Below are 11,961 nucleotides of genomic sequence, written 5' to 3' on the forward strand. Positions count from 1 at the left end.
TGGAGAACACCTGCGCCGCAGCGGCTGGCAAACTGGTCCCCACTCACGGGAGTGCGTCTCATGGCTTCGACCCGATGGGCGCCGCTGCTCGGGTGGATGGCTGCAGCCGGAGCAGCCGTGGCGCTGGCGTTCTTCTCGCCTTACGAGCGGCTGGTGCTCGGCAGGCTGCCCAGTGCCGCCAGCCAGCGGCTGGCCGAGGTGCAGCGAGTGTCGCCGCCCGAATTGCCTCCCCGCCGGGTGCTCGCGCTGGTCGCGTTCGAGGGCAGCCCGCGCGAGGAAGTCCAGGGCTGGATCGACGGCCTGCAGCTGCAGCGCGAGTACCGCATTGCCTGGGTCAAGCTGCCGGTGGTGCAGGACCCTGGCGACGAGGCGTCGCGGCGCGACATCGAGCGCCGCCTGCGCGAGCGCTGGCCGCGCCTGGCCGAGCGCTCCCGGCTGGTGCCCTTGTTCATCGACCGTGCGGCCTTCGTGCGAGAGGCCGGCTTGTCCGATCCCGACCATGCCGGCGTGCTGGTGCTCGATCGGGAGGGCAATGTGCTGGCGCGCGCGCAGGGGCCGTTCGATCCCGCCAAGGCGCAGGCGCTGCGCGAGACGGTGCTGGCGCAGAACGACGACGAGCTGGTTCGGGCCGGACCCTAGCGGCTGCCCGTTGGCCTTCGGGCCGCGTGGGTCCAGCGCCGGTGCAGCTGCTGCGCGATGCCGTCCAGCAGGAACCCGAGCGCGCCGATCAGCACGATGACGGCCATGAGTTCGGAATAGGCGAGCCGATCGCGCGTATCCAGGATGAAATAGCCCAGGCCGGAACTGACGCCGAGCATTTCGCAGGGAACGAGCACGATCCAGATGATGCCGATGGCCACGCGGGCGCCGGTCAGGATGTGGCCGAGGATGCCCGGCAGGATGATCCTGAACAGGACTTCGCGCCGCGTCGCGCTCAGGCTGCGGGCCAGCAGCAGCCATTTCGGATCGAGGCTGCGCACGCCCGCGGTGGTGTTCAGGATGATCGGCCAGACGGCGGCGAAGGTCAGCAGGAAATAGATCGGCGCATCGCCGATGCCGAACACCATGACGGCGATCGGCATCCACGACAACGGCGAAATCATGCGCAGGAACTGGAACGCGCTGCCCGTGCTGTTTTCCAGCGCGCGCGAAGTGCCCACCGCCAGGCCGATGGGGATGCCCAGGACGAGCGCGAGCGAAAGGCCGACCAGCACGCGCTTCATGCTGGTCAGCGTGTGAACCGTCAGCTGGTTCTGCACCAGCAGCTCGTACAGGCTTTCGAAGGTGACGCCGGGGCTGAGCAGATCGGCCATCGGCACGGTTGCCTTGAGCCAGTACGTGCCGAGCGCCCATAGCAAGACCAGCGTGACCAGTCCGATGAGGCCCAGTTCGAGCCGCCTGTCCGAACGGTTGAGGAGAAGGCTTTTGATCATGGTTGCGCCGATCGAAGATGCCAGCAGCCCGCGCAGGCGCCCCCGCGGCACCGCGCGGTGCCGGGGTTGCGCCCGCGCGTCAGGTCGTGATGATTTCCTTGCGGGTGAAGGTGTCGGGCAGGCCGAAGGCCGACATGCCGCCGATGGCGGCGATGGCTTTCCTGACGAAGCGGTCGTCCACCAGGTCGCGCGCGACGAAGGCCGGATCCAGCTTCTGCAGGAAGTCGTTGCGGCCGGAGACCAGGGTCGCCTGGAGCATCTTGATCAGCGATTCCGTATAGCTCGGGAACGGATAGGGCTGGAAGTCGATGCGCTTTTCCTTCCAGTCGGGGTGCCTGATGGCGCCGGAGGCGACGTACGCCGCATCCTGCTTGGGCGCGGGCGCCAGCACGCGGGCCAGCGCCTCGTAGGTGTGCGGCGTGTAGTGGTGCGCGTTTTCCTTGGACAGGATACGGGCCGTCTCCTGGCGGTGACCCTGGATCCAGGCTTGCGCCTGCACGACGCCGTTCACCACTTTTTGCGACCATTCCGGGCGCTTGTTCAGGTCGTCTTCGTGCATCAGCACGACGCAGCACGCGTGATCCTTCCAGACGTCGGCGGTGAAACGCAGGATCTTGCCGACCTTGAGCACTTCGGCCGCGGCGTTGAACGGCTCGGCCACGATGTAGCCGCTGATCTGCTTGCTCGCCAGGGCGGGCAGCATGTCGGAGGGGGCCATGACGACCAGCCGGACCTGCTTCGGGCCGGGCGTGCCCTCGCCGATGCCTTCGATGCCTTCGCTTTTCAGGATGTGCTGCAGCACCACGTTGTGGATGGAGTACCAGAACGGAATGGCGACCGTCGTGCCGCCCAGGTCGCGCAGGCCGTTGATCCCGGGCAGCACCGTGAGGCTGGAGCCGGCCATGTGGTTCCACGCCACGACCTTGGCCCGCGACTGGCTGCCGTAGCGCGCCCACACGGTCATGGGCGAGAGCAGGTGCACGGCGTTCACCTGGCCGCTGAGGAAGGCCTCGACCAGCTGCGCCCAACTGCGAAACAGGCGCGGCTTCTCGACTTCGAGGCCCTGTTTCTGGAACAGCTCGTTGTGATGCGCCACCAGCAGCGCCGTGGCGTCGGTGATCGGCAGGTAGCCGATGCGCAGCGGCGCGTCCGGCTCGGCGGCCATCGCGCTGCCGTGACGTTGCAGCAGCGGCAGCGCACCGGCGGCGGTGAACATCGTCGACAGCTTGAGGAACTGGCGACGGGCCTCCAGCGTGGCCTGCGGAACCGTGGCTTCTTCGTATTCTTTCATCGATCAATTCTCCATTTGGACGGGTTGGCGCGTGGCTCGGCGCGTGTCGCGCAAGGTTTGAAGGATTTCCACCCGCATCTGGGTGAGATCGGAAATCACCTCGTCGCGCGGACGCGGCAGGTCGATGCGCCATTGGCCGATCAGCCGGCCCGGCGCGCCGCCGATCAGCAGGATGCGATCGGCCACGATCAGCGCTTCGTCGATGTCGTGCGTGACCAGCACCGCCGACGTCTGGCGTCGCGTCGTGATCTGCTGCAGCAGCGCCTGCATTTCGCTGCGCGTGATCTCGTCCAGGGCGCTGAACGGCTCGTCCAGCAGCAGGATTTCGGGCTGGCGCGCCAGGCTGCGCGCCAGCGAGGTGCGCTGCGCCATGCCCCCGGACAATTCGGCGGGGTAGCGCTCCCTGGCACGCAGCAGGTCCACTTCGGCAATCGCCGCGTGCACGCGCTGCTGCTGCTCGGCCCGCGTGATCTGCGGCTGGTGCCTGAAGTCCAGCCCGAAAGCGACGTTCTGCTCCAGCGTCAGCCACGGCAGCAGGCAGGGACTCTGGAAAACGAAGCCCAGGCGCGGATGCGGTCCATTGACCAGCTCGCCGTTGATGCGGACCTCGCCCCGGGTAGGGCTCTGCAAGCCGGCCAGCACCCGCAGCAGCGACGACTTGCCCACCCCGCTGGGGCCGAGCAGGGCCACGATTTCGCCCGCGGCCACCTGCATCGAGAAATCGCGCAGGACGATGTTGGGCGACTGTTTCGGACGCTGGTAGCCCAGCTCGATGTCGTGTGCGCTCAGCACCGCCGGCCGGCTTGCGATTTGCGTCATGGCGTCAATCCGGGACGAGATAGAAGTCGGCCTTGGACACGCCACAGTCCGGGCAGACCCAGCCATCCGGGATGGCCTCGAACGGCGTCCCGGGCGCGATGCCCTCCTCGGGCAGGCCGGCCGCCTCGTCGTAGATGAAGCCGCACGGGCCGCACATCCACTGCGCCATCAGGCCGCCTGCCGTTGGGTGCGTTCGAGATCGTCGATTTCCTTGCGCAGGTGCTTGAGCGCCGGCGTCACGATGGCGACGAACACCGCCTCGCGCAGGCGGCGTTGCGCCGGGTGGCGCATCAGGTAGCCCTTGGCGCCCGCGTGCAGCACGGCGGAATTGGCGGCCCTCAGCGCCAGTTCCGAGGCGCGGGCGCGCACCTTCAGCACGGGCAGCAAGGGCGCCGGACCGGCCTGCGCCTGCCTGGCCAGCCCAGCGGCCTCGGCCTTGAGCTCGGCGAGCTCCGCGGCCAGCTCGCTGCCCTGGTCGTCGAGAAAGACGTTGACGTGCGCGTGGCTGGCGTTGCTCTCGCGGATGGTCTTGAGGCTGCCCTCGACCACGCCGAAGCCCATGCCGGCTTGCCCCAGGATGAATCCCGGCTTGATGCGCTCGATGAACCGCGCGAACTGGTGCGGGTGGGCGAGCACGTCCTGGGCGTCCAGGTGCAGGTCCTTGAACCGGAGATTGAGCGTGCGCGTGCCCTCCATGCCGCAAAACTCGGGGCAAGGGTGCAGTTCCAGGCCGGCGGCGCTGCCGTGCACGGCGAACATCACGAAGCCCTCGTTTCCCACCGCGGCGGCCACGATGGCCAGATGGTCCGGGCCGACGTTGGAGACCCACGGAAGCGCGCCGTTGACGATGTAGCCGTCGCCGGCGCGAGCCGCCGTCAGATGGATCCGCTCGATGCCGGCCAGATGCTTGACCGGGTTGGACATGCCGGTGCCCGCGAGCAGTTCGCCTCTTGCCACCCGGCGCAGATAGCGCGTGCGGGGCGCTTCGTTGGGCGCATGCTGCAGGTACCAGGCGCAGGTCGACTGGCACCAGACCAGGAACGCCGTCGAGCCGCATTCGGCGCCGATGCGGGTCGTGATGTCGATCTGGTCCGCCAGATCCAGGCCGAGGCCACCCGACTCGCGCGGGATGCTGGCGCCGAAGCCTCCGAGCTCGCCCAGCTTGCGCAGGAACGCTTGCGGATAGAGCCCTTGCTGGTCGATGGCGCCGGCCAGCGGCGCCAGCTCGGCCCGGGCCAGCGCGCTGATCGCTGGCGACAGGACATGGGTTGTTTGGTGCTCGCTCACGGCGTCGTTTCTTTCCGAGTGCGCCGTACCGGGTACGGCGAGGCCCGTCGCCGGGCCGGCTGGCCGAGCGGGCTGCCTGCCCGGCGCGGCAACGGATGCTTGCGTTCGGCGCTCAGGCGAACGGCTGGAGTTCCGGGTTGATGGGGGTCTGCGCCACGTTGTTGGCGTAGTTGCACAGGGTCGCCAGGCTGACGCCGAGCACGACTTCGAGCACGTTGGCCTGGCTGTAGCCTGCCGCGAGAAAGTCCTGCAATTCGGCGTCGGCGAGCTGGCCCTTCTTGTCGATCACGGCCAGCGTGAACAGCGCCAGTGCGTTGAGTTTCGGATCGGTGAGCGCCTGCGTCGTGCGCAGGGCCTGGATCACTTCCTCGGGCATCTGGAGCCTCTTGCGCGCGAGCTTGGTGTGGCCGGCCAGGCAGAAGCCGCAGCCGTTGCGGGCCGCGGCGGTGATCTGGATCACTTCGCGCTCGGCCGCCGAAAGACCGTTGCGGGCGTTGATGCCGCTGACCACCTGGTAGGTTTCCAGCGCGGTCGGCGCGTTGGCCAGCACGCCCAGCAGATTGGGCAGGAAGCCGTTGGCGGCTTGTGCGCTTTGCAGACGTTCGCGGGCTTGCTCGGGGGCGCCTTCGAGGGTTTGGATGGTCAGCCGGCTCATTGCTCTTTGATTAAAGTCATGTTGGCGGCGATCCTAAAGAGCATTGGGCATATACAAAACGAAAATAAATCCATTTAGGTATAGGGAACTGGATATATGAGGCCGCGCGACAAGGCGTCCCGCGGCAGGGGGCAGCCGGCCCTGACTCGTGGAATATCCGGGCTAGATCTTCAGCCGCTGCGCGTACCCGGTCATCTCCAGGTAGCCGCGGCCCACGCGGCGGCCCTGGCCGTCGATCAGGTCCGAGAGGCCTTCCCAGTACACCGCGCCGGTCGATGCGCGGCTGTCCAGTTCCTGGTCGTCCAGCACGGCCCGCACCGTGTGGGTGCCGGCCGGCGTCTGCACCTTCCACTCGACCGGGTACGAGGCGCCGGTCAGCGGGCTGGTCCAGCGCCGTTGCGGGTTGAAGCGGGTCTGGCCCGAGCCCGTGATGGCCGTGGAGCCGGCGGCCGTGCGGAAAGAGCCGCCATCCCACAACGGCGAGCCGTCCTCGCGTCGCAACTGGAAGGCGGTGAGGGCACTACCGTCGTCCAGGTTCATGCCGATCCAGTCCCAGCCGACCGCCTGCGGGTGCATCAGCGCCTCGCTCCACTCGTGGTCCAGCCAGGCCTTGCCCTGCACCTCGAAGCGGCGGCCTTCCAGCGTGATCGTGCCGGCGGCGGCCAGCTGCGGCACGCTGTAGTAGTAGCTGGCCTGCGAGGGGTCCGGACCCTTGCGGGACAGCCCGGCGATCCCCTGCAGCAGCAGCGGCTGCGTGGGCGTGCAGCGCAGCTCCAGCGCGAAGTCGCGGGCCGGCAGCCGCGCCACGTAGGCGCCGTCGTCGGCGCGCGCCAGCTGCCAGTCGCGCAGTTGCACCCGGGTGTCGCCGGTATCGGCCAGGGCGACGCCGAAGCCCGCGCGCGCGATCCTCTGGTCGTGGTGCAGGCGGCGCCCCTGCACGTCCGTGACCGCCGCGTGCGCGAAGACCAGCTGCCTGGCCGCGAAGTCCGAGGCCATCGCCTGGGTCGCGTCCACGCGCGTGCGGAAGAAGGTTAGCTGGAAGCCGAACGGGCGCCCGGCGGCGTCGACCGCGCCGGTGATGTACCACCACTCGGTGCGCAGGTCGGGATGCGCGCCGTGGTCGCGCGGGAAGTGCAGCGCGCGCTCGGGCAGCGCCTGTGCGGGCCGTGCCAGCAGCGCGGGCGCCGCGGCCAGCAGGTCGCGCCGCCGCATCACCAGTCCTCCTTCACGGCCAGCACCGCGTCGCGGCCGGCGGCGGCGCGCCCGGCTGCCCATGCCGTCAGCGTGCCGGCGGCGACCACCGCGGCGCACAGCGCGATCAGCCGGATCCAGGGCACGAGCAGGTCCATGGTCCAGTGGAAGCTCTGCGGGTTGACCACGTGCACCAGCACGACCGAGACGGCAAGCCCCAGCGCGAGGCCGGCGGCGGAGCCGATCAGCGTCCAGGCCGCGCCTTCGCCGGCCACCACCGCCAGCACCTGGCGGCGCGTCAGGCCCAGGTGGGCGAGCAATCCGAACTCCTTGCGGCGCGCCAGCACCTGGGCGCTGAAGCTGGCCGCCACGCCGAACAGCCCGATGCCGATCGCCACCGCCTGCAGCCAGTAGGTGACGGCGAAGCTGCGGTCGAAGATGCGCAGCGACGTGGCGCGGATCTCGCGCGCCGACGCGAACTCCAGCAGCGTGCCCGCCGCGCCCGCCCGTTCACGCAGGGCCTGCTGCACCGCGGCCGGATCGGCGCCGGGGGCGAGCCAGACCTGCAGGTCGTTCACGCGCCGGTCGCCGGTGAGCTGCCGGTAGTCGGGCTGGTGCAGCAGCACGGCGCCGTTCTGGCGCACGTAGTCGCGCCAGACCCCGGCGACGGTGAAGCGGCTGGCCGCACCGGCGGGCGACAGGCCGAGTGCGCGGTCCAGCAGCGGCAGGGGCTGGCCCACCCGGGCGCCATGCAGGTCCAGCATGGCTTCGCTCACGTACACCGGCAGCTGGCCCGGTGGCACGGCGGTCGGGGCGCCCACCAGCGGAAGGTCGCTGGCCGGGTCTTCGATGGGCCGCGCCAGCAGGGCAATGGGCGGGCGCGCCGGATCCGGCAGCAGCGGGCGCACCCGCTGCGTGGCGACGCGCTCCACGCCGGGGACGCGGACGGCGGCTTCGACCAGCGCGGGGTCGATGAAGGCGGTATCGCCGGCCGAAGGGCTGCCGGCGGTGCGCACGTACAGGTCGGCCGGCAGCAGCACGTCCAGCCAGCGCGCGACCGAGTCGCGGAAGCTCGCCACCATCACCGTCAGCGCCACGGCCAGGCTGAGCGCCGCCACCACGCCGCTGACGGCCACGGCGGCGGTCTCGCGCACGCGGCGGGCGCGCTCGACGGCGAGCAGTGGCAGCACGCGGTGCGCCACGCGCGGAGCCAGCCGGTCGTACAGCACGCCGACCAGCGGGGGCAGGGCGGCGATCCCGCCCACCAGCAGCAGTCCGACCGAGAAATAGGCCGCGAGCGGCAGGCCGCCCACGGGCGGCAGCAAGGCCAGGGCCAGCGCGGCCGCGAGCAGCGCCGGGCCCACCCAGCGGCGGCTGGCCCCGTGCGCGTCGGCCCGCAAGCCCTTGAGCGCCTGCGCGAGCGGCAGGCGCTGCGCGCTGCGTGCCGGGAACCAGCCCCCCGCCATGGCGGCCAGCACGCCGAGCAGGCCGTAGCCGATCGCCGCCGCTGCGCTCCATTGCAGGCGCGGCGCCACGCCCTCGAAGTAGCCGCCGCCCAGGTCGCCGCCCAGCACGCGCAAGGCCAGTGCGGCGAGCGCGGCGCCGAGCGCGACCCCGGCGGCGCTGCCGACCATGCCCAGCAGGGCCGATTCGGCCAGCACCAGCCGCTGCCGCTGGCCCGCATCCAGTCCCAGCACGCCGAGCAGCGCGAACTGCGGCGAGCGTCGCGCCACGCTGAGCGACAGCACCGAGAACACCAGGAAGGCGCCGGTGAACAGCGCCACCAGCGCCAGCACCGTCAGGTTGACGCGGTAGGCGCGCGACAGGTTGCTCACGCGCTGGGTCGCGTCGCCGGGCTCGGCGGCAACCATCCCGGCCGGCAAGGCCATGCGCCGGAGCCAGGCGGAGCGATCCACGCCGGGGCGCAACTGCACGTCGATGCGCGACAGTTCGCCGGTGCGGCCGAACAGGTCCTGCGCTGCGCCTATGTCCATGACGGCCAAGGGCGGGCCGGCGGCGCCGACGCTGCCGGCGATCTGCACCGCGCGCAGTTGCAGCCCCGCCTGCAGTTGCAGCGGGCCGCTGCCCAGCTGTTCGCGCGCGGCGGGATTGAGGAACACGGTGGCGGGCGCGAACGGTGCCAGGCGATCGGCGCCCGGCGCCGGCCTGGGCACCAGTGCGGGCGCGAGCGTGGCCGCGACCAGCGCGTCGGCGCCGACGATGCGCAGCGGCACGCGCCGGCCGCCTGCTCCGATGGCATTGGTGGCCAGTTCCAGCACCGGGCTGGCGAGCTCCACCTGCGCGTCGGTGGCCACCCGCGCGAACAGGGATTCGTCGAAGCTGCCGCGCGCCCCGCGCAGCTCCAGGTCCGGCTGGCCGTTGACCGAACGCACCGCGGCCGAGAACTCGCTCAGCGCGGAGGCGTTGATCAGGTGCACCGACAGCGCCAGTGCCACGCCCAGCATCACGGCGCCGGCGGCGGTGAGGCTGCGCCCGGGATGGTGGCGCAGTTCCTGCCAGGAGTAGGTGCGCAGCAGGGCCCACATGGGCCGATTGTCATCCGGAGTGTCATTGCGGGCTTGACCCGCAACCCATCACCCGGGCGCCTGAACATCCGCTGCGGATTGCGGCTTTCCGGAGATGGATCCTGGCTTTCGCCAGGATGACACGCTTGCCGTCGGATCCGGCATTCGCCAGGATGGCGTCCTTGCTACGCCGTCGCGGCCATCTCCGACATCAGTTCTTCCTTGCGCGCCTCGAGCTCGTCGCGCATGGCCACCAGGTCCAGCTTGCGGGCCGACCGGGCCTTCGGGAAGATCTGGTTGCGCTCTTCCTTGACGTGGTGGTCGATGTACTCGCCCAGCACCTTGACGGTGGCATCGAACTTGTCGTCCGCGTCCATCATCTGCTGGATCTGCTCGATCAGGTCCTTGGCGCTCTGGTGCTCGACTTCGGCCTCGTCCAGCATGTCGGTCTCCTTGACCGCCGCGCGCACGGCCGGGTAGAAGATCTCTTCCTCGATCTGCGCGTGCACGGTCACCTCCATGCAGATGTGCCGGGCCAGCTCGAGCTTCTTCTGGGCGGCGCCGCGGCCGCGCGAGCCGGTGAGCTCTTCGTACTCCTTGAACATCTTCTTGACGGCCCGGTGGTCCGCATCGAGCAGGTCGCAGGCGTCTTTTCCGGCACGGGTGCTGGGCATGGGAGGTCTCCTGGTTGGGCGATGCACGATCTTGGAAGCCACCGAAGGAGCGGCCTGTAGGAAAACGGCGCGACAGCCCCGTCATGACGGGCGGCGCGCGCACCTCGGCCGCGCGCGCGCGGGCTGCGCCTGCCAGGCCAGCCGAAGCCGCAGGGATCCGGAATGCCTGGGCGCGACAAGACCCGTGCGACGAAGGTGCCGCCTCCGGGAACGGCCTCCGGGAACACCGGGCGCGTGCTTACAATTCCAGCCCATGCCGTCCCGTGCTCCCCTGGAGAACAAGACCGCCCGGCTCACCGTCCTCATCGATCCCGCCCGGAAGGCCGCGTTCGAGAAGCTGTGCTATTCGCAGGACATGACCCCCTCCCAGGTCATGCGCCGGCTGGTGCGGGAGTTCATGGAGCAGCACGCCCCGGCAGCGGTCCCCGCGGCCACTCGCAAGTCCGCGGCGCGCAAGCGCTGAGACGGCCCCCGCCGCCGCGCCGGCGGCGAATCCCGCTCACCCCACGCCGTCCGCCCGCAGGTGCAGCACGCGGTCGGCGCGCGCGGCGGCGGCGGCCGAATGCGTCACCAGCACCAGCGCCGCATGCGCGCTGCGCGTCTGCGCCACCAGCAGGTCCATCACCTGTTCGGCGGTGCGCGGGTCCAGGTTGCCGGTGGGCTCGTCGGCCAGCAGCAGCGGCGGCGAATGCACCAGGGCACGCGCGATCGCCACGCGCTGCAGCTGCCCGCCACTGAGTTGTTGCGGCAGCCGCGCGCCCAGCCCGTGCAGGCCCACGGCCTGCAGCATGGCCTGCACGCGCCCGGCGTCCGGGCGGCCCAGCAGCATCAGCGGCAGCGCCACGTTCTGCGCGACGTCCAGGTGCGGCAGCACGTGGAAGGCCTGGAACACGAAGCCCACGTGGCTGCGCCGCAGCAGCGCTCGCTGCGATTCGTCCAGCGTGCCCAGGTCGCGGCCGTCCAGCGTGATGCGCCCCTCGTCCCAGTGGTCCAGCCCCGCCAGGCAATTGAGCAGCGTGGACTTGCCCACGCCCGACTCGCCCACGATGGCGACGAACTCGCCGCGCGCCACCTGCAGCGAGACGTGCCGGAACACGTCGACGCTGCCGTAGCGCTTGCCCAGGTCGTGAACGGCCACCAGCGGACCGGGCGCGGTCAAGCCAGGGCCTCCCGGGCCGCCTGCAGCACCTGCGCTTGCGCGTCGGGTGCGTCGCAGGCGACGACGCGGCGCTGCATCGCGCGCAGCCAGGTGAGTTGCCGCTTGGCCAGCTGGCGCGTGGCAAAGATGCCGCGGTCACGCAATTCGGCCGGGGGCCAGCCCTCGTCCAGCGCCTGCCAGGCTTGCCGGTAGCCCACCGCGCGCATGCTGGGCAGGCCGGCGTGCAGGTCGCCGCGGGCGCGCAAGGCGCGCACCTCGTCGAGGAACCCCTGGGCCAGCATCTGGTCGAAGCGCCGCGCGATGCGCTCGTGCAGCCAGCCGCGCTCGCGCGGCTCGAGCGAGACCAGCGCCAGCGGCTGCAGGCCGCCGCTGCGCCGGCCGCCGTGGAAATCGCCCAGCGGCCGCCCCGAGCTGCGGTACACCTCCAGGGCGCGCTGGATGCGCTGCGCATCGTTGGGCGCCAGCCGCGCCGCGGTGCGTGGATCGACCTGCGCCAGCTCCGCGTGCAGGGCCGGCCAGCCGCGCTCGGCCGCTTCGGCTTCGATCGCGGCCCGCACGGCCGCGTCGGCCGGCGGCATCGCGTCCAGGCCTTCGAACAGCGCCTTGAAGTACAGCATGGTGCCGCCCACCAGCAGCGCGACGCGGCCGCGTGCGTGGATGTCGGCGACCAGCCGCCTGGCGTCGGCGGCGAACTCCGCGGCGCTGTACGGCTGTGCCGGATCGCGGATGTCGACCAGGTGGTGCGGCACGGCCTCGCGCTGCTCGCGGCTGGGCTTGGCCGTGCCGATGTCCATGCCGCGGTACACCAGTGCGGAATCGACGCTGACGATCTCGCAGGGAAAGGCCGCGGCCAGCGCCAGGGCGGCATCCGTCTTGCCCGCAGCGGTGGGGCCGGCAAGGGCCAGCAGGCGTGGGGCGGTGGGCATC

The 11,961-nt window shown here is 70.9% G+C and carries 13 protein-coding genes; 2 read left to right on the forward strand and 11 right to left on the reverse strand.

From position 1 onward, the window contains the following. Window positions 1–60 precede the first annotated feature (60 nt). A complete protein-coding gene (locus tag V6M57_RS14290; protein WP_332815666.1) occupies window positions 61–639 on the forward strand; it encodes a hypothetical protein in 579 nt (192 codons plus the stop codon). On the opposite strand, the gene V6M57_RS14295 is transcribed toward V6M57_RS14290, so the two are convergent. From V6M57_RS14295 to V6M57_RS14335, 9 genes are all read right to left on the reverse strand, one after another. After that, on the reverse strand, window positions 636–1,433 hold the full coding sequence (locus V6M57_RS14295) for an ABC transporter permease (RefSeq protein WP_332815706.1): 798 nt from the start codon (window positions 1,431–1,433) through the stop codon (window positions 636–638). The two genes, V6M57_RS14290 and V6M57_RS14295, sit on opposite strands and share 4 nt — an antisense overlap. A gap of 79 nt (window positions 1,434–1,512) precedes the next feature. Next, window positions 1,513–2,724 (reverse strand): ABC transporter substrate-binding protein, encoded by a 1,212-nt coding sequence (locus V6M57_RS14300; RefSeq protein ID WP_332815667.1) that lies wholly within the window; start codon window positions 2,722–2,724, stop codon window positions 1,513–1,515. Window positions 2,725–2,727: 3 nt separating this feature from the next. Continuing rightward, on the reverse strand, window positions 2,728–3,543 hold the full coding sequence (locus V6M57_RS14305) for an ABC transporter ATP-binding protein (RefSeq protein ID WP_332815668.1): 816 nt from the start codon (window positions 3,541–3,543) through the stop codon (window positions 2,728–2,730). Window positions 3,544–3,547: 4 nt separating this feature from the next. Then, complete coding sequence (locus V6M57_RS14310; protein ID WP_332815669.1) at window positions 3,548–3,712, reverse strand: rubredoxin; 165 nt, start codon at window positions 3,710–3,712, stop codon at window positions 3,548–3,550. Then, window positions 3,712–4,830: an acyl-CoA dehydrogenase family protein gene (locus V6M57_RS14315; protein WP_332815670.1), complete on the reverse strand. Its 1,119-nt coding sequence runs from the start codon at window positions 4,828–4,830 to the stop codon at window positions 3,712–3,714. Before V6M57_RS14315 ends, V6M57_RS14310 begins: the two co-directional genes overlap by 1 nt. Before the next feature lie 112 nt (window positions 4,831–4,942). Then, window positions 4,943–5,485, reverse strand: coding sequence for a carboxymuconolactone decarboxylase family protein (locus V6M57_RS14320; RefSeq protein WP_332815671.1), 543 nt, complete (start codon window positions 5,483–5,485; stop codon window positions 4,943–4,945). A 162-nt stretch (window positions 5,486–5,647) separates the two neighbouring features. Continuing rightward, window positions 5,648–6,697, reverse strand: coding sequence for a lipocalin-like domain-containing protein (locus tag V6M57_RS14325; RefSeq protein ID WP_332815672.1), 1,050 nt, complete (start codon window positions 6,695–6,697; stop codon window positions 5,648–5,650). Beyond that, window positions 6,697–9,222: an ABC transporter permease gene (locus tag V6M57_RS14330; RefSeq protein ID WP_332815673.1), complete on the reverse strand. Its 2,526-nt coding sequence runs from the start codon at window positions 9,220–9,222 to the stop codon at window positions 6,697–6,699. Before V6M57_RS14330 ends, V6M57_RS14325 begins: the two co-directional genes overlap by 1 nt. A gap of 164 nt (window positions 9,223–9,386) precedes the next feature. Further along, window positions 9,387–9,875 carry a hemerythrin domain-containing protein gene (locus tag V6M57_RS14335; protein WP_332815674.1) on the reverse strand — a complete coding sequence of 163 codons (489 nt, stop codon included), beginning with the start codon at window positions 9,873–9,875 and terminating at the stop codon, window positions 9,387–9,389. A gap of 271 nt (window positions 9,876–10,146) precedes the next feature. Here V6M57_RS14335 and V6M57_RS14340 point away from each other — a divergent pair, with 271 nt between their 5' ends. Next, the gene (locus tag V6M57_RS14340; protein ID WP_332815707.1) at window positions 10,147–10,338 is read left to right on the forward strand and encodes a CopG family transcriptional regulator; all 192 of its coding nucleotides are present in this window, start codon (window positions 10,147–10,149) and stop codon (window positions 10,336–10,338) included. A 36-nt stretch (window positions 10,339–10,374) separates the two neighbouring features. Here V6M57_RS14340 and V6M57_RS14345 read toward each other — a convergent pair whose 3' ends face one another. Then, window positions 10,375–11,034 carry an ABC transporter ATP-binding protein gene (locus V6M57_RS14345; RefSeq protein WP_332815675.1) on the reverse strand — a complete coding sequence of 220 codons (660 nt, stop codon included), beginning with the start codon at window positions 11,032–11,034 and terminating at the stop codon, window positions 10,375–10,377. Next, complete coding sequence (gene miaA / locus V6M57_RS14350; protein WP_332815676.1) at window positions 11,031–11,960, reverse strand: tRNA (adenosine(37)-N6)-dimethylallyltransferase MiaA; 930 nt, start codon at window positions 11,958–11,960, stop codon at window positions 11,031–11,033. Before miaA ends, V6M57_RS14345 begins: the two co-directional genes overlap by 4 nt. Window position 11,961: the final 1 nt, after the last annotated feature.

This window comes from Ramlibacter sp., from assembly GCF_036676645.1.
Classification (GTDB): domain Bacteria; phylum Pseudomonadota; class Gammaproteobacteria; order Burkholderiales; family Burkholderiaceae_C; genus Ramlibacter.